Source organism: Peribacillus sp. FSL R5-0717 (assembly GCF_038002945.1).
GTDB classification, from domain to species: Bacteria; Bacillota; Bacilli; order Bacillales; family DSM-1321; genus Peribacillus; species Peribacillus frigoritolerans.
Map to the genome: position 1 here is coordinate 5,138,952 of NZ_JBBOOF010000001.1, position 21,928 is coordinate 5,160,879.

The 21,928-nt window shown below is 39.9% G+C and carries 18 protein-coding genes and 3 pseudogenes; 17 read left to right on the top strand and 4 right to left on the bottom strand.

Features of this window, described 5'->3' with window-relative positions:
* The first annotated feature begins 28 nt into the window (after positions 1 to 28).
* The 9 genes from glyA to purU all read left to right on the top strand — a co-directional run bounded on the left by glyA (position 29) and on the right by purU (position 9,956).
* Entirely contained in the window at positions 29 to 1,279 is a 1,251-nt protein-coding gene (glyA, locus tag NYE65_RS24640) for a serine hydroxymethyltransferase (protein ID WP_328177959.1), read from the top strand.
* Between the two features lie 147 nt (positions 1,280 to 1,426).
* On the top strand, positions 1,427 to 2,536 hold the full coding sequence (gene gcvT, locus NYE65_RS24645; RefSeq protein WP_328177960.1) for a glycine cleavage system aminomethyltransferase GcvT: 1,110 nt from the start codon (positions 1,427 to 1,429) through the stop codon (positions 2,534 to 2,536).
* A 149-nt stretch (positions 2,537 to 2,685) separates the two neighbouring features.
* Positions 2,686 to 3,081, top strand: a complete 396-nt coding sequence (gcvH, locus tag NYE65_RS24650; protein WP_328177961.1) for a glycine cleavage system protein GcvH — start codon at positions 2,686 to 2,688, stop codon at positions 3,079 to 3,081.
* Position 3,082: 1 nt separating this feature from the next.
* On the top strand, positions 3,083 to 4,435 hold the full coding sequence (gene gcvPA / locus NYE65_RS24655) for an aminomethyl-transferring glycine dehydrogenase subunit GcvPA (protein WP_340861941.1): 1,353 nt from the start codon (positions 3,083 to 3,085) through the stop codon (positions 4,433 to 4,435).
* Positions 4,428 to 5,912: an aminomethyl-transferring glycine dehydrogenase subunit GcvPB gene (gcvPB, locus tag NYE65_RS24660; protein WP_340861942.1), complete on the top strand. Its 1,485-nt coding sequence runs from the start codon at positions 4,428 to 4,430 to the stop codon at positions 5,910 to 5,912. The genes gcvPA and gcvPB overlap by 8 nt, the downstream gene beginning before the upstream one ends.
* Before the next feature lie 245 nt (positions 5,913 to 6,157).
* Positions 6,158 to 7,036 (top strand): lipoyl synthase, encoded by an 879-nt coding sequence (lipA, locus tag NYE65_RS24665; protein ID WP_328177964.1) that lies wholly within the window; start codon positions 6,158 to 6,160, stop codon positions 7,034 to 7,036.
* Positions 7,037 to 7,074: 38 nt separating this feature from the next.
* Positions 7,075 to 7,254, top strand: a complete 180-nt coding sequence (locus tag NYE65_RS24670) for a hypothetical protein (RefSeq protein WP_340861943.1) — start codon at positions 7,075 to 7,077, stop codon at positions 7,252 to 7,254.
* Positions 7,255 to 7,468: 214 nt separating this feature from the next.
* Entirely contained in the window at positions 7,469 to 8,866 is a 1,398-nt protein-coding gene (lpdA, locus tag NYE65_RS24675) for a dihydrolipoyl dehydrogenase (protein ID WP_340861944.1), read from the top strand.
* Between the two features lie 220 nt (positions 8,867 to 9,086).
* Positions 9,087 to 9,956 carry a formyltetrahydrofolate deformylase gene (purU, locus tag NYE65_RS24680; protein WP_328177967.1) on the top strand — a complete coding sequence of 290 codons (870 nt, stop codon included), beginning with the start codon at positions 9,087 to 9,089 and terminating at the stop codon, positions 9,954 to 9,956.
* A gap of 270 nt (positions 9,957 to 10,226) precedes the next feature.
* Here purU and NYE65_RS24685 read toward each other — a convergent pair.
* A pseudogene (locus tag NYE65_RS24685) lies at positions 10,227 to 10,496 on the bottom strand (hypothetical protein); the annotation flags it as partial.
* Between the two features lie 219 nt (positions 10,497 to 10,715).
* Between NYE65_RS24685 and sdaAB the strand changes: the two are divergent.
* From sdaAB to NYE65_RS27370, 3 genes and pseudogenes are all read left to right on the top strand, one after another.
* Positions 10,716 to 11,378 (top strand): L-serine ammonia-lyase, iron-sulfur-dependent subunit beta, encoded by a 663-nt coding sequence (gene sdaAB, locus NYE65_RS24690; RefSeq protein ID WP_340861945.1) that lies wholly within the window; start codon positions 10,716 to 10,718, stop codon positions 11,376 to 11,378.
* A gap of 40 nt (positions 11,379 to 11,418) precedes the next feature.
* A complete protein-coding gene (sdaAA, locus tag NYE65_RS24695; protein ID WP_340861946.1) occupies positions 11,419 to 12,294 on the top strand; it encodes an L-serine ammonia-lyase, iron-sulfur-dependent, subunit alpha in 876 nt (291 codons plus the stop codon).
* 62 nt (positions 12,295 to 12,356) lie between these two features.
* Positions 12,357 to 12,455 (top strand): annotated as a pseudogene (locus tag NYE65_RS27370) (DUF6262 family protein); the annotation flags it as partial.
* 197 nt (positions 12,456 to 12,652) lie between these two features.
* On the opposite strand, the pseudogene NYE65_RS27375 reads toward NYE65_RS27370, so the two are convergent.
* Both NYE65_RS27375 and NYE65_RS24700 read right to left on the bottom strand, forming a co-directional pair.
* Positions 12,653 to 12,783: pseudogene (locus NYE65_RS27375) on the bottom strand (MFS transporter); the annotation flags it as partial.
* Positions 12,784 to 12,852: 69 nt separating this feature from the next.
* Positions 12,853 to 13,656: a MerR family transcriptional regulator gene (locus NYE65_RS24700; RefSeq protein WP_340861947.1), complete on the bottom strand. Its 804-nt coding sequence runs from the start codon at positions 13,654 to 13,656 to the stop codon at positions 12,853 to 12,855.
* A 151-nt stretch (positions 13,657 to 13,807) separates the two neighbouring features.
* Between NYE65_RS24700 and NYE65_RS24705 the strand changes: the two genes are divergently transcribed.
* The 5 genes from NYE65_RS24705 (at position 13,808) to speB (ending at position 21,164) form a co-directional block, all read left to right on the top strand.
* Positions 13,808 to 15,199, top strand: coding sequence for an APC family permease (locus NYE65_RS24705; protein WP_340861948.1), 1,392 nt, complete (start codon positions 13,808 to 13,810; stop codon positions 15,197 to 15,199).
* A gap of 137 nt (positions 15,200 to 15,336) precedes the next feature.
* Entirely contained in the window at positions 15,337 to 16,809 is a 1,473-nt protein-coding gene (locus NYE65_RS24710; protein ID WP_328177972.1) for an aldehyde dehydrogenase family protein, read from the top strand.
* Positions 16,810 to 16,897: 88 nt separating this feature from the next.
* Positions 16,898 to 18,079: an iron-containing alcohol dehydrogenase gene (locus NYE65_RS24715; RefSeq protein ID WP_328177973.1), complete on the top strand. Its 1,182-nt coding sequence runs from the start codon at positions 16,898 to 16,900 to the stop codon at positions 18,077 to 18,079.
* A 182-nt stretch (positions 18,080 to 18,261) separates the two neighbouring features.
* Complete coding sequence (locus tag NYE65_RS24720) at positions 18,262 to 19,734, top strand: aldehyde dehydrogenase family protein (protein ID WP_340861949.1); 1,473 nt, start codon at positions 18,262 to 18,264, stop codon at positions 19,732 to 19,734.
* A 431-nt stretch (positions 19,735 to 20,165) separates the two neighbouring features.
* Positions 20,166 to 21,164, top strand: coding sequence for an agmatinase (gene speB, locus NYE65_RS24725; RefSeq protein ID WP_328177975.1), 999 nt, complete (start codon positions 20,166 to 20,168; stop codon positions 21,162 to 21,164).
* Between the two features lie 288 nt (positions 21,165 to 21,452).
* Here speB and NYE65_RS27380 read toward each other — a convergent pair whose 3' ends face one another.
* Complete coding sequence (locus tag NYE65_RS27380; RefSeq protein WP_445670461.1) at positions 21,453 to 21,686, bottom strand: IS3 family transposase; 234 nt, start codon at positions 21,684 to 21,686, stop codon at positions 21,453 to 21,455.
* Positions 21,687 to 21,928 lie beyond the last annotated feature (242 nt).

The window sequence follows — 21,928 nt, forward strand, 5'->3', positions numbered from 1 at the left end:
AATCAAAAAAGACTAGGGGGAAAATAAAATGAGTTTAAAACAAAATGATTTAACCATTTTTGAAGCGATTGAGAAGGAAGGACAACGTCAACATCAAACCCTGGAATTAATTGCATCAGAAAACTTCGTTAGCCCAGATGTATTAGAGGCAATGGGAAGTGTGATGACAAATAAATATGCAGAAGGTTATCCAGGAAAGCGCTATTATGGTGGATGTGAATTTGTCGATGTGGCAGAACAAGCAGCTATTGAGCGCTTAACAAAACTTTTTGGTGCAAAATATGCAAATGTTCAGCCTCACTCAGGTGCACAAGCCAATTTCGCAGTTTTTTTCGCACTGCTGCAGCCTGGTGATAAAGTGATGGGAATGAACCTTTCACATGGTGGCCATTTAACTCATGGAAGTCCAGTCAGCGTTTCAGGAAAATGGTTTGAAGTTGTGTCCTACGGAGTTAAAGAAGATACTCAACTAATTGATTATGATGAGTTGGAAGCTATCGCAAAGAAAGAAAAACCTAAATTGATTATTGCAGGGACAAGTGCCTATCCAAGAACGATTAATTTTGCACGATTTAGAGAAATTGCCGATCAAGTTGGTGCAAAACTTATGGTGGATATGGCTCATATAGCCGGGCTGGTAGCAGCTGGTCTTCACCCGTCCCCAATCCCATATGCAGATGTTGTGACAAGTACAACTCATAAAACATTGAGAGGACCGCGGGGGGGGATCATTTTAACGAACGATGAAGAAATTATCAAAGCGATTAATAAATCCGTGTTCCCAGGAATTCAAGGCGGCCCACTCATGCATATCATTGCAGCAAAAGCGGTTGCTTTCAACGAGGCTTTACAACCAAGCTTTAAGGATTATGCGAAACAAGTCATTGAAAATGCTGCAACACTTGGCGAAACATTAAAAAATGAAGGTGCAGCCCTTGTTTCTGGTGGAACTGATAATCATATTGTCCTTTTAGATTTGCGTCCTTGGAATTTAACAGGGAAAGAAGCAGAGAAACTATTAGAAGAAGCGGGCATTACCGTTAATAAAAATACGATTCCCTATGATCCAGAAAAGCCATTTGTTACGAGCGGTATCCGAATGGGAACAGCAGCTTTAACAACTCGAGGCATGAAGGAAGAAGAAATGGTGAAAATTGGCGAAGTGATTGCAACTGTTCTAAAGAGTAAAGGGAATAAAGACGTTCTTCAGAAAGCAAGAGAAACAACCAAAGGGATTTGTGATGTTTATCCGTTATTTCAACAGCCAATTACTGTGTAAATGAGGTAATTAAAGTCATGTATAAGGTATAGGAAATGGTATGCCAAGGACCCTTCGAGAAACGTCTTTTGGAGGCCTGGCGATGAAAGAAACCGGTAAACAGGAAAAGAACATCTATTTTGAAAAAAACATAATTGGGGGTAAATCATGGGTACTGAAACAGCATTAAAGCAAACACCGCTTTTTGAAGTATATAAAAAATACGGAGCAAAAGTTATTGATTTTGGTGGCTGGGCTCTGCCAGTTCAATTTACCAGCATTTTAGAAGAGCATGAAGCTGTTCGAACAGAAGCAGGACTTTTTGATGTTTCTCATATGGGAGAAGTACTTGTGGAAGGGAAAGATGCCGAGAGTTATATTAATTACCTTGTTACAAACGATGTAACAAAACTTAGCATCAATCAAGCACAGTATACCGCAATGTGCTATCCAGATGGCGGAACGGTCGATGATTTATTAGTTTATAAATTAGGGAATGAAAAATATTTACTCGTTATTAATGCCGCAAACATTGAGAAAGATTACGAATGGATGAAGCAGCATGTAAAAGGAGAGATGACGATCCAAAATATTTCGGAAGACATCGCTCAGCTTGCCATCCAAGGTCCAAAGGCAGAAAGCATTTTGCAAAAGTTAACGGAAATAGATTTATCAGAAATTGGCTCTTTTAAATTCGCCCAACATGTCAACATCTCCGAGATTACCGACATACTTGTATCCCGTACAGGTTACACAGGAGAAAATGGATATGAACTTTATTTAGCAGCAGACAAAGCGGTAGTACTCTGGGAAAAGCTCTTAGAAGCAGGAACCACGAATGGATTACAACCATGTGGACTTGGTGCACGGGACACGCTTCGACTTGAAGCACGTCTTGCACTCTATGGACAGGAACTCAGTAACGATATCAGCCCGCTTGAAGCAGGAATCGGCTTTGTCGTAAAGACGAACAAAGAAAGTGACTTTATCGGAAAATCTGCTCTTACAGAACAAAAAGAAGCTGGATTAAAACGAAAATTAGTAGGGATTGAAGTAACAGGCAGAGGGATTCCGCGTCATGGTTACAAGGTAATTTCTAAAGGTGGAGAGGAAATAGGTATTGTTACATCCGGAACACAATCACCATCTTTGAAGAAAAGCTTAGGTCTTGCCTTGGTATCAGCCGACCAAGCTGAAGTGGGGGCGCCGATAAAAGTGGAAATTCGTAATAAACTGATTGAAGCCGTTATTGTTAATGCACCATTCTACAAAAGATAAGTGGAAATATTTTAATAGAGTTATCGTGTAGTTTTAAGTCGAATTCGGTTACTTTGCATGCAGCCCGAAATCGACAACCTGCTATGAGTAAATTATCTAAAATATATTCTGAATTATGGCAATAGTAAAAAAGAAAAGGGGAAAATACAATGACGAAAGTAATATCAAGTTTACGATATAGCAAAGAACATGAGTGGGTGCAACAATTAGAAGGAAATCGTGTACGTATTGGAATCTCTGATTATGCACAAAAGGCGTTAGGTGATATCGTCTTTGTTGAAAATCCAGCGATTGATGATGAAGTAAATGTCAATGAATCGATGGGAACGATCGAGTCAGTTAAAGCAGTTTCCGAACTTTACTCACCTGTTTCAGGTATGGTAGTTACTGTAAACGAAGAGTTAGAAGGCGCTCCAGAGACGATTAACGAGCATCCATTTGAAGCAGGGTGGTTAGTCGAAGTAGAAATGTCCAATCCAGAAGAATTAGATTCACTTCTAAACGAAGAAGAATATCAAGCATTTACTAATGAAGGAGAGGAATAATATGACAGCCACTTATAGATACCTCCCTGATACGAAACAGGACCAAGAGGAAATGCTCAAATTTTTAAATATTTCTTCTATAGATGAGTTATTTGAAGATATTCCAGCTGAAATTAGCCTGCAGGATGAGCTAAACATTCCAGAGGCGGTTCCTGAACCGCTTCTTTTGAAAAAAATGAATCAGCTTGCTACAAAAAACAAAAATGCAAATCATTACCCAACTTTCCTAGGTGCGGGTACATATGATCACTATATTCCAAGTGTGGTAAATCATATGATTTCACGTTCCGAATTTTACACAGCTTATACACCCTACCAACCGGAAATCAGTCAAGGTGAATTACAAGCAATTTTTGAATTTCAAACGATGGTTTGTGAGTTGACAGGAATGGATGTGGCTAACTCTTCCATGTACGATGGTTTTACATCGCTTGCAGAAGCTGCATCACTTGCCGTTGCATCTACAAGACGTTCAAAAGTACTTGTATCCAAAGCGGTACATCCTGAATCCCGAGCTATTTTACATACAGTAGCCGGAGGTCCGGGATACACAGCTGAGGAAGTAAATCTTGCTGATGAGGTTACAGATTTAGGGAAGCTGCAAGAACAAATCGATAAGGAAACTGCTGCCGTAATTGTTCAATATCCAAATTTCTTCGGTTCCATTGAGGATTTAAACGCAATTAAGAAAATTGCGGAAGAAAAAGGTGCCCTTTTAATAGTAAGCTCCAATCCACTTGCACTAGCACTCTTGCAGGCTCCTGGGAAACTTGGGGCAGATATTGTGATCGGTGATATGCAGCCATTAGGAATCCCGATGTCCTTTGGCGGTCCACACTGCGGCTATTTTGCGGTAAGTAAGAAACTCATGCGCAAAATCCCAGGACGTATTGTAGGGCAAACAGCAGATGAAAAAGGACAACGTGGATTTGTGTTAACACTGCAAGCGCGTGAACAGCATATTCGCCGTGATAAAGCCTCATCCAATATTTGTTCCAACCAGGCATTAAATGCTCTTGCCTCCTCTATTTGTATGGCATCACTTGGAAAGCAAGGGATTCGTCAAATGGCACAGCTAAATATTGAGAAAGCTGATTACATGGCGAAAACTTTAAAACAGAAGGGCTTTACCATAATCAATGAAGCACCATTCTTCAATGAGTTTGTTGTCGGGCTTCCTCTACCGGTAAAGGAAGTCAATGCAAAACTTCTTAAGGCGGGTATTATCGGTGGATTTGATTTAGAAAGTGATTACGGATTTGGAAATCAAATGCTGCTAGCTGTGACTGAGCAGCGAACTAAAGAAGAAATTGACCAATTTGTTGATGCTTTGGAGGCGATTGTAAATGGTTGAATATAATGAGTTAATTTTTGAAATAAGTCGTCCAGGACGTGTAGGTTCAAGTATTCCGGATAGTGACGTTGACTATGTTGATATAAATAACAAATTTCCAAAGCATTTAATTCGTGACGAACCGGCGGAGCTCCCAGAAGTATCAGAGTTGCAGCTTGTCCGCCATTACACCGCGCTTTCTAATAAAAACCATGGGATCGATAATGGATTCTATCCATTGGGTTCTTGTACCATGAAGTACAATCCGAAAATAAATGAAGATGTGGCACGTCTGGAAGGCTTTAGCCGCATTCATCCATATCAGCCCGTTGAAACAGTACAGGGTGCATTAGAAGTTTTATATGAATTACAAGAAGAGCTAGCTGTCATTACAGGAATGGATGCTGTAACTTTACAGCCATCTGCAGGGGCTCAAGGGGAATGGACAGGTTTAATGATGGTTAAGGCGTATCATGCTCAAAAAGGTGAAACCAGAACGAAAGTACTTGTTCCAGACTCCGCGCACGGTACAAATCCTGCAAGTGCAAGTGTTGCTGGTTTTCAAACGATCACGATCCCATCCGATAAAAATGGATTAGTTGACCTAAAAGAATTAAAGAAGCATGTGGGACCTGATACAGCTGCGCTAATGTTGACGAATCCGAATACCCTTGGACTTTTTGAAAAAGAAATTGTGGAAATCGCCCAGGTTGTCCATGAAGCAGGGGGCCTATTATATTATGACGGAGCGAATGCCAATGCCATTTTAGGTAAAACAACACCAGGTCAAATGGGCTTTGACATCGTGCACTTAAATCTTCACAAAACATTTACGACGCCTCATGGAGGTGGCGGTCCAGGGGCAGGCCCTGTCGGTGTGAAACAGAAACTTACTCCTTACTTGCCAGTACCGCGCATAGAAAAAGAAGGTGATAAATATTTACTGAAGGCTAATTATCCGCACTCTATCGGAAGGGTAAAAGGGTATTATGGAAACTTCGGAATTCTCTTGCGGGCCTATACTTATATTCGCACGATGGGGCCTGAAGGGCTGCGCCAAGTATCTGAAAGTGCCGTGCTTCATGCTAATTACCTTCGTAAAAGATTAGAGCCATATTTTAAAGCGCCATATTTACAAATTTGCAAGCATGAATTTGTTCTATCCGGATCTAGGCAGAAAAAGCTAGGTGTAAGAACGCTTGATATGGCAAAACGTCTGCTAGATTTCGGCTACCATCCGCCGACCATCTATTTCCCGTTAAATGTTGAGGAATGTTTGATGATTGAACCGACAGAAACAGAGTCGAAGGAAACACTCGATGCTTTTGCGGATGTAATGATTCAAATTGCCAAAGAAGTGGAAGAAAACCCAGGGGTTGTTTTAGACGCACCACATACTACGGTCATTGGGCGATTGGATGAGGTCCAAGCAGCTAGACAACCAATCTTGCGTTATTCCAAAGAGAAAGTAGTAGAGGAAGAAAAGGTAAAGTCATAAATAAATGCTTGAACATGGACCACCAGGGATGAAAATAAAAAGAAGAATCTCATTATTTCATTCATGGTGGTTTCATATAAACGTGTGTAAAAAGGATGACAAAAAGAGCCAAGAAGTGCAAGGAGAAATAGTCTTGAGAACCAAAAAGTCATAGGAACGGAGAAACTCAATCGTTTTTTTTATAGGACTATTGAACAACCTCTTTAAAGCTAAAATTACATCTGCTCATAGGAGTGAGAAATAAAATGTCCATCAGTAATCTTCGTAAACCAGAATGGCTTAAAATTAAATTAAATACGAATGACCAATATACGGGCTTAAAGAAAATGATGCGTGAAAAAAAGCTTCATACTGTTTGTGAAGAAGCAAGATGTCCCAACATTCATGAATGCTGGGCGGTCAGAAAAACGGCAACTTTCATGATTTTAGGAAGTGTATGTACGCGAGCTTGCAGGTTCTGTGCAGTTCAAACAGGGCTACCATCAGAACTAGATTGGGAAGAGCCCGGACGTGTCGCAGGATCAGTAGAGCAAATGGGCTTAAAGCATGTTGTGATTACCGCTGTTGCTCGTGATGATTTAAAAGACGGCGGAGCAGAGGTATTTGCGGAAACTGTAAAGGCAGTGAGGCGGCAAAATCCATTTTGCAGCATTGAAGTTCTCCCCTCTGATCTGAATGGGGAATATGACAACTTAAAAACATTGATGGATACAAGGCCAGACATTTTGAATCACAACATTGAAACAGTAAAGCGCTTATCTCCAAAAGTTCGTGCACGTGCAACATATGAACGTTCACTAGAGTTTTTAAGGCGGGCAAAGCAAATGAATTCCACTATCCCGACGAAATCAAGCATTATGATTGGTCTAGGAGAAACAAAAGAAGAGATTATGGAAACGATGGATGATCTTCGTGCTAATGAAGTGGACATTATGACTATTGGTCAATATTTACAGCCGACTAAACGACATTTGAAGGTCGAAAAATATTGGAGTCCAGAAGAGTTTGAAGAATTGAAAAACATTGCCATGTCAAAAGGGTTTAGTCATTGCGAAGCCGGTCCGCTTGTTCGCTCCTCCTATCATGCAGATGAACAAGTCCGTGCAACTAAGGCTAATGCGTAATCATTTTTCAATAATCCATTAAGAAAGGGGAGAATCAGATGATAACAGAGGCATCCATGAATAAACTGAAGGAAATGACACGTAAGGATGCGCAAATTCCTCGCAATGATGCTGCTATAGCCGGCGGCTGCGGGATGTCGGTGAAGTTCTCCCTCTATTGGACGAGCCCCGTAGAAACGATGCAATTATTGAATATGAGGGAGTTCAGCTTAGATTAGATCATTTTACAAAACGCTATTTAGATGAAGAGACACAAATTGATTATTTAGAATTATTGTTGGAGAAAACTTTGCATCCAGTACATGTGCCATTGAAATAAATTAATGAATCGTCACGGCTTACCTATTAATAGAATAGATCGTGTTTAATAAGTTGTTTTTCTTACTCTATCCATAAATCCATGGTTATGAAAACAAAAGGGGGATGTATTAGGTGAATCAAGAATATGACGTTGTTATCATTGGCGGCGGCACCGGTGGATATATTGCGGCCATTCGTGCGTCTCAATTAGGATTAAAAACGGCGGTCGTGGAACAAGGTAAACTTGGTGGAACATGCCTTCATGCAGGTTGTATTCCAAGTAAAGCATTATTAAGAAGTGCAGAGGTATATTCGAATGCAAAGAACGCTGAAAAATACGGTGTTATTGCACCGGAAGTAGGACTGGACTTCTCAAAAGTACAGGCCAGGAAAGAAGAAATTACTGAACGCTTATTTAAAGGTGTACAACATTTAATGAAAAAAGGGAAAATAGATGTGTTTGAAGGGAAAGGGAGTATTTTACAGTCAAGAGATGTTTTAGTGAGATTTAATAATGATGAACGGGAAACAATATTAAACTCTCGAAATATTTTAATAGCTACAGGATCTCGTCCAAGGACATTACCCGGCCTAGAAGCAGATAGCGGATATGTGATGACATCGGATGAAGCTCTACAAATGAAAGAGCTCCCAAATTCCATCATTATTGTCGGCGGCGGTGTTATTGGAATAGAATGGGCTTCGATGCTTATTGACTTTGGATTAGAAGTAACTGTGATAGAGTATGCCAATCGCATTTTACCGACAGAAGATAAAGATATTTCAAAGGAAGTACAGCGACTAATGAAGAAAAAAGGTGTGAAAATCGTAACAGGGGCAAAGGTGCTTCCAGAATCGTTAGAAAAAGGTGAGGGTGTCTCTATTAAGGCGGAATATAAAGGGAAAGACACGACATTTTCAGCAGAAAAATTATTAGTATCTGTCGGAAGATTACCAAATATAGAAGGCATTCACCTTGAAAATACGAAAGTTGAAGCTGAACGTGTTATTCAAACAAATGAGTATTATCAAACGACTGAGCCAAACATTTATGCAATTGGAGATGTAATTGGAGGATTGCAGCTTGCCCATGTTGCTTCACATGAAGGAATCATCGCAATTGAACATATGGCAGGAGAAAACCCTGTGCCACTTGATCTATCGCTTGTTTCAAAATGCATATATAGTAGCCCGGAGATAGCTAGTGTTGGACTAACAGAAGAGGATGCGAAGGAGAAAGGATATCAAGTAAAAACAGGAAAATTCTCCTTCCGTGCGATTGGAAAGGCTCTTGTTTTTGGTGAATCAGACGGTTTTGTCAAACTCGTTGTTGAAAAAGAGTCTAGTAAGTTGTTAGGAGCGCATATGGTTGGGCCTCATGTAACCGATATGATCTCAGAAGCGGGTCTTGCACGAGTATTAAATGCAACAGCTATGGATATTGCGCATACGATACACCCTCATCCTACATTAGCGGAAGCAATTGGGGAAGCTGCCCTAGCTGTATATGGTAAGGAAATACACGCCTAGCTAAAAAAATTGTAGATATGAAGGTGTGAAAGGAAAAACGTCTGTCAGTAATTTTTAAGGTTCTATCGCCCGCCCTCACTGTAGTTCATGACGGCTAGAATTGAAATTGTAGTTACAGTATTGTTCGGACACCGAAAGAGGTTGTGTTTAGCCATCATTCTGAATTCGAACGCTTTTTACAATTTTTACGTACAACTCTAAAGGATGGTGAGAGTCAACATTGTATAAAGAAGTGAATGTTAACCGTGCTAAATTATTAATATCTTGTCCAGAGAAGCCAGGTATTATCTCGGCTGTATCTAACCTTTTATTAGAAAGCAAAGCAAATGTTGTTCATTTTGACCAACATACGACGGATCCACAAGCAGGTATGTTTTTTATGAGGATCGAATTTGATTTAAACGATGTTGATGCTTCCTATGCAAAACTTGAGGAGGACTTACATGTGCTGGCTCAGGCTTATGCGATGGAATGGAGCTTAAGTGGTAATAAGAAAAGAAAACGAATGGCCATCTTTGTATCCAAAATGGATCACTGCCTTATGGAGCTTATATGGCGTTGGAAATCAAATGAACTTCCAGTAGAAATCCCGATGGTGATCAGTAATCATCCTGATTTTAAAAAAATAGTAGAAAGTTATGATATCCCTTATTACCATATTCCTTTAACTCATGAAACGAAGCAACAGGCAGAACAGAAAGCGCTAGAACTACTGAAAGGGAAAGTAGACTTTATTGCCTTGGCTAGATATATGCAAATTCTTTCCCCTACATTTATATCGGAGTTTCCAAATCAAATTGTTAACATACATCATTCTTTCTTACCGGCGTTTGTCGGAGCAAATCCTTATGCGAGAGCCTATAATCGTGGTGTTAAGTTAATTGGAGCAACTGCTCATTATGTTACGAATGATCTTGATGAAGGACCCATTATTCAGCAAGATGTAAAGCGGGTTAATCATAGACATACAATAGAAGAATTAAAGGTTGCCGGAAGTCATGTGGAAAGACAAGTTCTTGCCCAAGCTGTTTCCTGGCATATTGAAGATAAAGTTATTATTCATGGTAATAAAACAATCGTGTTTGATTGAGTACAATATTAAGATGCTTCAAAGATAGGGATAAACAAAAATTTTAAAGTTAATTGAGTAACTTATTATATTTTTTCAATATTTTCAAAGATTTTTCTACTAATTCTATTAGAACAAACAAAATACTCGACCTTGTGAGTATTTTGTTATACCTCAAACGGGACACCAGTACTAGTTATACCTATTCCTATATTAATACCCACATGTCCATCTCTATTATAATTGAATCAATTTCATAAAAAGTTTTTCTTTCGTGAGAGTTACAGAATTTTAGTCTACATTAAAAAAACGATTAACAGCTTGATTCATTTTGTGCATTTGTTGATTGAGGAGATCTACTGCTAATTTCGGAGGATTATAAATATAAACAAGCCTGGTAAGATTGAACTGAACTTTGGCTTTTTCGTCTGCGATAACGGACATTTTTAGTTGAAAGAATTCTTTTAAATAGGCATTGACGCGTTCAACGGCCGTTCTCTGCTTGTAAAACTTTTTCCATGCTTCTGACCCATAATGCAACCGGGAAGGCGACACCAATCGCAGGGTTGGCAGTTATGTACAGTTTCAATGATCCTGTAAAAGTGACGATCACTGCTGGGATATGTGCATTTGTTGGAGCAGGGGTAGGTTTCCTTGGCTCAATAGTGTTCAGAATTAAAAGATTAGAACTGTTTCACAAATAAGGGGGAATGAAAAAAAAAAAGCAGCAATTGAAAGACGGCTAAACAAATTTTTTTGCCAGAAAAGGGGCATTACACAATGAAATACAGATCTGCATTCGATATAATCGGTCCCGTCATGATTGGGCCTTCAAGTTCACATACAGCAGGAGCTGCCAGAATTGGCAGAGTAGCAAGGACATTATTCGGAAAGCAACCGAAGAAAGCGATTATTTCTTTATATGGTTCTTTTGCAAAAACATACAGGGGACACGGTACGGATGTTGCTGTCGTAGGCGGGATCTTGGATTTCGATACGGATGATGAACGTATCCCTGCCTCTTTAACGATAGCGGAAGAAGCCGGTATGGACGTTTCCTTTACAATCGAGGGTACTTTGATGGATCATCCTAATACAGTCAAGATCAGACTGTTCGACGAGGATAAGGAATTGGAACTGGTTGGGATCTCGATTGGCGGCGGAACGATAGAAATAACGGAGCTGAATACGTTCAAGCTTAAATTGTCAGGTGAAAACCCAGCCATTTTAGTCGTGCATAACGATGTGTTTGGAATCATATCTTCCGTTTCGACAGTATTGGCTAATCATGAGATTAACGTTGGACATATGGAAGTTTCACGAAAAGAAAAAGGTCAAATGGCCCTTATGGTGATTGAAGTGGATCAGAAAATCAAGGGCGATGTCATGAAGGAAATTGAAGGTCTGGAAAACGTGTCGCAAGTTATAAGGATGGTTGAATGATCATCATTAAAAGTGTGGGCATAGATATGGAGGTAAAAACATGTTCCGAAATGTAGCAGAGTTGGTTGAACTTGCTGAAAGTAAAAATGTAAAAATCGCGGAAATCATGATTTTACAAGAAATGGAGTTCTTAAGTTTGTCGAGAGAACAGATCATCGAAAAGATGGACAGGAATTTGACTGTGATGGAACAAGCGGTGGAAAGAGGTCTGAAAGGAGTGCAATCCGTTACAGGCCTAACGGGCGGAGATGCCGTTCTTTTACAAAATTATATCAAGACGGGCAAGGCGCTCGCAGGCAATTTATTATTGGATGCCGTCAGTAAAGCTGTTGCGACGAACGAAGTGAATGCAGCAATGGGGATGATATGTGCCACACCAACTGCCGGTTCTGCGGGCGTGGTTCCCGGTACGTTATTTGCCGTAAAAGAAAAACTAAACCCGACCCGGGCGGAGATGATTGATTTTCTTTTCACTTCCGCTGCCTTCGGATTCGTGGTTGCAAACAACGCTTCCATTTCTGGAGCAGCTGGAGGCTGCCAAGCAGAAGTGGGTTCAGCAAGTGGAATGGCGGCAGCCGCGATTGTAGAACTGGCCGGCGGTACACCAAGTCAAGCCGCAGAAGCGATGGCAATCACATTGAAAAATATGCTTGGATTGGTTTGTGATCCAGTGGCAGGTTTGGTTGAAGTTCCTTGTGTGAAACGTAACGCAATGGGGGCATCCAACGCGATAACGGCAGCTGATATGGCACTTGCAGGCATTACGAGCCGCATTCCATGTGACGAAGTGATCGATGCCATGTATAAAATTGGCTTGACCATGCCAGTTGCACTACGTGAAACGGCAGAGGGCGGTCTAGCTGCCACTCCGACAGGACGTAAATTGGCAGCAGAAATATTCGGTTCATTTAAATAAACCTATACCTTGAGCTCAGTTATGAAATCACGTCCTCAAAAGTTTGCTCTGTCTTATGCAATGAATCACTGAAACGGAAGGTTAAGAAATTAGAAGTTGATAACAAACAACTTAGAGAGCAATTGAAAGTGGCATACGCAGAGGTATATAAAAAACTTTAATTAATGTCGAGAACACGATACTCTCCTTCCCTGCTTGTTCATAAAAGGGCCATTTAATTGAATAAGTGTATTTTGGAATAAAGCTACGCTGCTTTGAAAAAACTCTGTATATAAGCGTGCATTTGTTATACAAGAAGTAAAAGGGTGATACATATTATACATGACTAATATGTATCACCCCTTTTTGTAACTTTGTAGGTTCTTCGCTGCTCTAAACCTCGATAGCCAGACCCCCAGCACGAGCAGCAGCTAATGCTCAGGCAACTCCAGCAAGACCAAAAGCTTCAATAGCGGTATGTGAAAGAGAGTGTGGTGGAGCACTGAGAGGTGCACCAGCGAAGTGCACAATGTCTTTCGTCTAAACTATACACATAAACATTTGTCCTGCGCAAATAGGTCAGATCTTTTGAACGGGAACTTGAATTTCAAAGGTAATCTCGTTTGGTTTATCTGTGATTGTAATATCAATATGCATAATTTGCAGCGCATCGCCGATAATTTGATAACCACCTTCATCTAGATAATCAATTATTTTACTCAAGCTTTCGCTTCGGTTCGATAATAATTCTCCGTTATAACGGATGCACGCAAACAACCCTGCCGGAATGATCCTTTGGTACTCTTTTGGTATTTTTTCTTTACTATTCGCCACAACAAAAATGACGGATGGTTCTTCAAAACGTTTAGATTTAAGATCTGCTTCCTGGATGAGAATACCTAGTCTGTTGCTAGCCAGAATCGGTGTCTTCTCAGCAAGCATATTTTCTAACCTTATAACTCCATAACAGAGCTCTAAATTATTATTGATTTTTTCATTCAATGTAATTAATTTTCTGCGTCCTATTTTGTGGAACATGACCGTTTGTAGTTCCTTTTCTCTTGATATATGATCCAAATATACAATTTTTTTCTGGATATTTTCTTCCAAGTCAGTTAATTCTTTAAGCTTTGAAACAAGATCTGCGTGTTTGACTTTAAGAATGTCTAAAGACTTACTGAAATTACGTTCATTGAAATAATCCTTTATTTCGTCAGTACTCATTCCAAGTTGCCGTAATTCTTTAATGGTTCCTAAAACCTCGTACTGGAAAATAGAATAGTAGCGATATCCCGAATGTGAATCGATATATTGCGGCTTGAATAAGTTAATCCGATCATAATGGCGCAAGGCCTCCGTAGTCATCCCTCGTAACTTTGCCATCTCACCAATAGTTAATTTTTCTTTCAGTTTAATCGCCTCCTTAAAAAATATAATACAGGTGTTGACCTTTGTGTAACAACAACCTTTATAATCAAAATACAAAATAATTTAAATCTTCTGAGTATTCTTTATAAATGTGAGGGAGCTGATTATGAAACGGAAAAAACTTGCTAGAACACTTACTTTGTCACAGGTTGTTTTTTTAGGGATTGCTTGGAATAACCCCATGGTATTTTTTAATACCTATGGAATAGCTGCCGTAACCTCACATGGTGTAATTACGGGTGCGTATAGTATTGCATTTCTAGCAATATTCTTTACAGCGCTCAGCTATGGAAAGATGGCAAAGGCATACCCTATCTCAGGTTCAGCTTATACATTTACTCAAAAATCTATTAATCCTAAAGTTGGGTTTATTGTTGGTTGGACAATTATGCTTGATTATATGTTAACACCTATGGTGACGTGTTTGATGTCCACTGTCTTTTTAAGTGCAGTGTTTCCAGGGATTCCACATTATGTGTGGATTTTTCTTTTAACTACTATCATAGTTGTACCGAGCATACTAGGGGTAAAGACATCAGCATCCGCAAGTAAAATTTTCGTTATTGCTCAAATCATTTTCGTTTGCTTTTTCTGGATATTAACCGTCAAAAATTTATTAGATGGAGTAGGGACAGGCACTCTTTTCTCGATTAAACCATTATTCAATTCAGAGGTTCCCGTTTCAGTAATCTTAGCAGGATCTTCAATTCTTTGTTTTAGTTTTCTTGGATTTGACTCACTTACTACCTTGTCAGAGGAAACAATCAATCCTGAAAAAACCATCCCAAGAGCTATTATCATAATGTTGCTGTTTATAGGAGTTTTGTATATTGGCTCTTCCTACTTAGCACAATTGGTCTATCCGGGCTTTTCATTTGAAAACACTGATTCAGCAGCCATGGAAATCGCTATACTAGTTGGAGGAAACCTATTCAAATCATTATTTATTACTGCGGTAATTATTGGTAACTTTTCTTCAGGCGTTGCTTCAATTACGAGCGCATCACGTGTGTTATATGCAATGGGCCGGGATTCTGTATTGCCTAAGCAATTTGATTATATTCATCCCAAATTTAAAACACCGTCACACGGTATTATCGTGATAGGTATAATTTCTTTACTAGGTGTCGTGTTAACTCTGGAGCAAGTCATCAAGTTTATCAATTTTGGAGGGCTCATTGCTTTTACATCTGTTAATCTATCTGTCATCGCCCATTATTTTATAAGAAATCAGAAACGTTCTTTTAACGACTGCATAAGTTATTTATTTTTACCGCTCATGGGTGCAGCATTTACTATGTGGTTATGGTCACATCTAGAAATGGAGGCATTGATCCTTGGAGGCATCTGGGTGGTATGTGGCTTAGCATATCTTCTTAATATGACAAAATTTTTTCGCAAGCCTCTTCCTGAGTTTAATTTTGAAGAAGAGATCATTCCTCAAGAGGTAGAAGATATGAATGAAAAAGTTCTTTCCCAAAAGGTAGAAGACTTTTAATCCGTTTTTTACACTGAAGTAAGTATATGTAACTAAAGGAGGTGGGAATATTTTGAAAATAAACAAAAATGAAAGCGCTACCTATTTTTAAAGCGAGATCGTTAAAGTAAGAATAACGAACAGGAGGTTTTTTCAAATTGTTGAAGCTGAAAAAGTTTATAAACGGTGAGTGGATGGATTCTTTAAGTAAACAGAAGACTAATGTTGTAAACCCCGCAAACGGCAAGATTATTGCAGAGGCTCCCAGCGGAAATGCAGAAGATGCCCGGATGGCCATTGATGCGGCACGAACCGCATTTGATTCCGGGATTTGGTCAGACCTGCCGGCTTCGGAACGGGCTTCCTATTTATTTAAAATAGCAGAGAAAATTGAAGAACATGCATCTGAGCTTAGCCAACTTGAAACAGCCAATACCGGAAAACCTCTTAAAGAAGCAGAGTTTGACATTGCGGATGCAGCGGATTGTTTTCGTTATTACGCCGGTTTAGTCACTAAACCGGACGGCCAAACGTATCCTGTTTCAGGTCCTGTACAGGCCATGGTTGTTCGAGAGCCGGTAGGAGTATGTGGACTGATCGCTCCGTGGAATTTCCCTTTACTGACGGGAGCTTGGAAAATAGCCCCTGCCCTTGCTGCAGGAAATACGATTGTATTTAAAACATCCGAGGTCACTCCGATTACGACTACTAAATTATTTGAGATTATCGAAGAAGTTGGCATACCAGATGGCGTTGCAAATCTAGTTATGGGTGGTGGTGCAATAGTAGGAAATGAACTAGCGGAAAGCGATAAAGTTGATATGGTTTCGTTCACTGGCAGTACATCGACAGGCAGAAGCATCATGAAAGCAGCAGCTGGAAATATTAAAAACATTGCACTCGAATTAGGCGGCAAGTCACCTAACATCGTTTTTGCCGACGCAGACTTTGAGACAGCCGTGGATTATGCTTTATATGGTATTTTTGTAAACGCCGGCCAAATTTGTAATGCAGGATCGCGTTTGCTGCTTGAAGAGAGCATTCACGACAAGTTTATCGATAGACTGATAGAGAAAGCGAAAAAGATCCGGGTCGGCCCTGGTGATCAACCGTCTACACAAATGGGTGCCCTTGTCAGTGAAGCACATATGAATAAGGTACTCCAATATATTCAACTTGGCATAGAGGAAGGGGCGACATTAGCCTGCGGCGGCAAGCGTATCACAAGCAATGGACTTGAAATGGGCTATTTTGTTGAGCCGACGATATTTGTTGATACCAAACCGGACATGAGAATTGTTCAGGAAGAAATATTCGGACCAGTACTTACCGTGCAAAAATTTAAAGATGAAGCGGAAGCCATCCAGCTTGCCAATGATACTCCATACGGCCTCGCAGCAGGTGTGTTTTCACAAGACGGCGCGAAGGCTTTAAGAGTGACTAAGAAAATAAGAGCCGGAATTACGTGGATTAATGCTTATAATCTAGCCTACAATGAAGCACCGTGGGGAGGCTACAAACAGAGTGGAATTGGCCGTGGGTTAGGAACTTTTGGTTTGGATGAGTTTAGTGAGGTAAAACAAATCAACATTAATTTAGAAGTGGAGCCAACCAAGTGGTTTGATCATTAATGGAGAAGTAGATATAAAAGAGTAAAGGAGTAAAAGAGAGTGAGTCACTGTACTATTACACTGTTTGAAAAATTGAAAGGGGACATTAATGATGATCTGGGATTTTAATTTCAATCTTCCTACTTCTATAGAGTTTGGGAACGGAAAAGTTAAAAATATTGGGAAAAGAGCAAAAGAGCTAGGAGGAAAAAAGGCACTTCTAATTACCGATAAAGGATTGGCGCAAACTGGAATTTTACAAAGGGTTACCGATTCGTTAGACCAAGAAGGTGTCAATTATATTGTTTTTGATGAAATTACTCCTAATCCAAAAGATGTAGATTGCCATAGAGCCTATCAACAATTTAAAGACGAGGAAATAGATCTTTTGATAGGTCTTGGCGGCGGAAGTTCGATGGATACAGCAAAAGCAATTGGTACACTTTTAACCCATGGAGGAGAGCTTAGAGATCGTTACGGTTTTAATTTACTAGAGAGAGAAATCACTCCGCTTATTTGTATTCCTACAACTTCAGGTACTGGAAGTGAGGTTACAACAGGTTCTGTCATTACAGATACAGTTACAAAACAGAAAGAGGCTATACTTGACATTAGACTGGCTCCGAAACTAGCAATTTTGGATCCAGAATTAACTCTAACTCTGCCTAAATCTATTACTGCTGCTACCGGAATGGATGCACTTACACACGCTATAGAGGCTTATACCAGCAATATTGCTGAACCAATTTCAGATGCTCTCAGTCTTTATTCAATTGAATTAATTGCTAAGTACCTTCCGTTAGCTGTAGAAAATGGGAACGACTTAGAAGGACGGAAAAATATGCTTGTAGCTAGTTTAATTGCAGGCATGGCATTTAATCACGCGGATCTTGGTGCTGTACATGCTATGGCTGAACCACTCGGCGGTCTTTATGATACTCCACATGGGGTAGCAAATTCTATCTTTCTTCCACATGTGTTTGAATTTAATATTCCTTCAAACCCTGAAAAGCATGCAATTGTAGCTGAAAAACTTGGAGCAAATAAAGAAGGTAAAACAATTGAGGAAACTGCCTATGAAGGTGTTGTATTGTTAAAAGAGCTTGCTCGTAAAATTGGCATTCCTGATTTTCGAGATTTAAATAATGTCAATCCTGTAGATTTCCCATTCCTTGCTGAAGGGGCAGCAGTTCATTTGTGTACACAGACGAATTCAAGAAAAGTGACACGCGAAGATTATTTGGCATTATTCCAAAAGACTTATGAGGCGAAAAACACAACATTAATTTAACTATATAGATCGATTTAGAAAATTTGACATGACCAATTCTAAATGTTCCTCGATGGAATGAAGATGTGTCGAGTTATTAAGTGTTAATGTGGATTAAGAGTTTTTGAATCGGTGGTCAGCTTGATAGGAGTTTTAATTGGGCGGCCACCATGGCTTACATAAAAACTGGAGGTGTTTTTACAGTGTTAAATCTGAAAATGTTCATAAACGGTGAATGGATGGATTCTTTAAGTAAACAAAAGAGTCATGTTGTAAACCCTGCAAACGGCAAGGTCATTGCAGAGGCTCCCAAAGGAAATGCAGAAGATACCCGAATGGCCATTGATGCGGCGCGAACCGCATTTGATTCCGGAGTTTGGTCAGATCTGCCAGCTTCAGAACGTGCTTCCTACCTATTTAAAATAGCGGAGACCCTTGAAGAACGTGCATCTGAGCTTAGCCAGCTTGAAACAGCGAATACCGGAAAACCTCTTAGAGAAGCGGAATTTGACATTGCGGATGCAGTGGATTGTTTTCGATATTATGCCGGTTTAGTCACTAAACCCGATGGACAAACTTACCCGGTTTCCGGTCCTGTACAGGCTATGGTTGTTCGGGAGCCGGTAGGGGTATGTGGACTAATCGCTCCATGGAATTTCCCTTTACTGACAGGAGCCTGGAAAATTGCCCCTTCCCTTGCTGCAGGAAATACGATTGTGTTTAAACCAGCTGGGATCACTCCGATTACGACTGTTAAATTATTTGAGATTATCCAAGAAGTCGGCATACCGGATGGCGTTGCCAACCTAGTTATGGGCGGCGGGGGAACAGTAGGAAATGAACTAGCGGAAAGCGATAAAGTCGATATGGTTTCGTTCACTGGCAGCACAGAAACAGGCAGAAACATCATGAAAACAGCAGCTGGAAATATTAAAAACATTGCTCTCGAATTAGGAGGCAAGTCACCTAATATTGTTTTCGCTGATGCAGATTTTGAAACAGCCGTGGATTATGCTTTATATGGAATTTTTGTAAATTCCGGCCAAGTTTGTAATGCAGGATCTCGTTTACTGCTTGAAGAGAGCATTCATGACAAGTTTATCGAGAGACTGGTAGAGAAGGCGAAAAAAATCCGGGTCGGCCCTGGCGATCAACCGTCTACAGAAATGGGGGCGCTTGTCAGTGAAGATCATATGAATGAGGTGCTCAACTATATTCAACTAGGTATAGAAGAAGGGGCGAAACTAGCCTGCGGAGGCAAGCGTATCACAAGCGATGGGCTTGAAAATGGTTATTTTGTTGAGCCGACGATATTTGTTGACACTAAACCTGACATGAGAATTGTTCAGGAAGAAATATTCGGTCCGGTACTGACTGTGCAAAAGTTTAAAGATGAAGCAGAAGCCATCCAGCTTGCGAATGATACCCCATATGGCCTCGTAGCAGGTGTATTTTCACAAGACGGTGCGATGGCTTTACGAGTGATTAAGAAAATAAGAGCCGGAATTACGTGGGTTAATGCTTACAATCTAGCTTACAATGAAGCACCGTGGGGAGGCTATAAGCAGAGTGGAATTGGCCGGGGATTAGGAACTTTTGGTTTAGATGAGTTTAGTGAGGTAAAACAAATCAACATTAATTTAGAAGTTGAACCAACCAAGTGGTTTGATCATTAGAAATTTAGAAGTAGAGATAAACGAGTAAAAAGAAAGCGAATAATGCTTATATCGAAGGAATTTTTGACTAATAATAGAGGATACATTTTTTTGAATTCACCAATATATTAAACTTTTCAAATATTAATTCTAAAGATGGGCTTTAACAGAAAGAAAGCTGTCAGCCTAATTGATTATTTTACGAGTAAAAATCCAGTTCATCAAGATTTGTCTTTTTTAAGACCTAATAAGACAAGAATGGTATTTTGATATTTTTTACTTTGTATGAATTATTTCCCTTACACTCTTTCTTTGTGGCGTTTACTAAGGAGAATCGATAATTAGAAAATATGTTGGTTCCTGCTACACAATTCCGTTTTGCCTAGTTTTATAGGGTGGCATGAAGCTTGCATATGTTAACGAGAAAGTAATTCAAGTGGGAGGCAAAGTACATGTCGAATGAAAAACAACATCTTAATTTACCTTTTACCGGAATCTGTACTTTCGGGAAATATCCCGTATGTCCTGATCTAGACCAGCTAGATGCAGATGTAGCTGTAATTGGAGTTCCAAATGATATGGGAACACAATGGAAGTCAGGCGCAAGAATGGGCCCAAGAGGAATTCGTGAAGGCTCTACATTATATAGTTTCGGGTTAGATGGAGCCTATGATATTGAAAATGATATCATGTATCTTGGCCCGAAATGGAAAGTTGTTGATTGCGGTGATGTAGACATGGTACATGGGGATATGATGCAATCCCATGATAATACGGAAGAAGCCATTAGAAAAATCGTTTCAAAAGGTGCAATGCCGGTTGTTTTAGGTGGAGATCATTCCATTACAATTCCAGTAGGAAAGGGCTTGGATGAACTCGGGCCGTTTCATGTGATCCAGATTGATGCGCATTTAGACTGGGCAGATCACCGTTCAGGAATGCGGGTTGGACATGGAAGTTGCATCCGCCGCTTATCTGAAATGAATCATGTTCAAAAGATTTTCCAATTGGGCATTCGTGGAATCAGCAGCAGTAAAAAAGAAGATGTCGATGCTGCCAGAGAATACGGAAGTGTCATCTTGTCTCCCCGCCAAATGAGAAAGATGGGATTTGAACAGGTTCTGGAACTTATTCCAGCAGGTGAAAAATATTATATTACCATGGACATTGATGGCCTCGACCCATCGATCGCCCCTGCGACAGGCACACCTTCTCCTGGAGGCCTGCTTTATGATGAAGTCAACGAATTACTCCATGGAATTGCAAAAAGAGGAGAAGTTATCGGTTTTGATATGGTAGAAGTAGCTACTCCTTACGATCATACGGGAATAACTGGCCAAGTGGCAGCGCGCCTCTCATTAGACTTGCTTAGTTATGTTTTAAAAGAAAAAGAGAAAAAACAGGCTGCAATCAGCGATTATAAAGAGCAGAACTTCATAAAGAAGCATTAGTCTGTTAAAATGAAGCGTTTGCTGATATAAAGTGATTTTCCTCCGTTTTATCATAGAATTTTTAGGGAATCAGAGAGCTTTTCCAATGTCTGATAGACAATCCCCAACTTGAGTGAGACTTCTAGATAAGTGAAAAGCGATGATTTCTCGTGTAACAACGTCTTTGAACAAGAAAGATAAGCTGGTTGTCCAGAACCATAATAAACGTAAATAATAACTATAAGGAGAACTTTCCTCGGTTCTCCTTGGTTAAAATTCCTGTTTAAGTGGTTTGGAACGGCCTTATGCTCATGAGTGGCTATTATAGGGTTTCGGTTGACGAATTGTGGTTTTATGATTGAACTTATGCATGAGCCTCCGAATCTTTTTATGGTACATCGTGAAAAAATAATTATTCTCTAAAATCATTTTGATGGTGAGTGCACCTGCTTTTTTCCTCTTGGCCTCAAATATTTCCTTAAAAAGTTCATAATCCTGCCAATCTTTCTTCTCTTGAGTAAATCGAATCCTTTCAGCATGTATCCAAGCATAATATCCTGCGACTGACTTCGGCTATTTCACAAAAATAACGGACCATATTCGTAATATTATATTGCCGAGTGATTTGTTTAATTAACGTAAACTTTTCATTCGTTGTCATTTTCTTTTCTTCTATGCCTGCCTTTCGAGTTCGTCTAGCTTTTTTAGTAATTCAAGTTCTGCCTCTAAATATTTAATACGAGCTACAGCCTTTTTTAACTGATCTTCCTGTGAATACTCCTTGG

Bases quoted from the DNA above. Each gene is read 5' to 3' on its own strand.
- glyA (WP_328177959.1), top strand. From the start codon at position 29: ATGAGTTTAAAACAAAATGATTTAACCATTTTTGAAGCGATTGAGAAG.
- gcvT (WP_328177960.1), top strand. From the start codon at position 1,427: ATGGGTACTGAAACAGCATTAAAGCAAACACCGCTTTTTGAAGTATAT.
- gcvH (WP_328177961.1), top strand. From the start codon at position 2,686: ATGACGAAAGTAATATCAAGTTTACGATATAGCAAAGAACATGAGTGG.
- gcvPA (WP_340861941.1), top strand. From the start codon at position 3,083: ATGACAGCCACTTATAGATACCTCCCTGATACGAAACAGGACCAAGAG.
- gcvPB (WP_340861942.1), top strand. From the start codon at position 4,428: ATGGTTGAATATAATGAGTTAATTTTTGAAATAAGTCGTCCAGGACGT.
- lipA (WP_328177964.1), top strand. From the start codon at position 6,158: ATGTCCATCAGTAATCTTCGTAAACCAGAATGGCTTAAAATTAAATTA.
- NYE65_RS24670 (WP_340861943.1), top strand. From the start codon at position 7,075: ATGATAACAGAGGCATCCATGAATAAACTGAAGGAAATGACACGTAAG.
- sdaAB (WP_340861945.1), top strand. From the start codon at position 10,716: ATGAAATACAGATCTGCATTCGATATAATCGGTCCCGTCATGATTGGG.
- sdaAA (WP_340861946.1), top strand. From the start codon at position 11,419: ATGTTCCGAAATGTAGCAGAGTTGGTTGAACTTGCTGAAAGTAAAAAT.
- NYE65_RS24700 (WP_340861947.1), bottom strand. From the start codon at position 13,656: ATGGCAAAGTTACGAGGGATGACTACGGAGGCCTTGCGCCATTATGAT.
- NYE65_RS24705 (WP_340861948.1), top strand. From the start codon at position 13,808: ATGAAACGGAAAAAACTTGCTAGAACACTTACTTTGTCACAGGTTGTT.
- NYE65_RS24715 (WP_328177973.1), top strand. From the start codon at position 16,898: ATGATGATCTGGGATTTTAATTTCAATCTTCCTACTTCTATAGAGTTT.
- speB (WP_328177975.1), top strand. From the start codon at position 20,166: ATGTCGAATGAAAAACAACATCTTAATTTACCTTTTACCGGAATCTGT.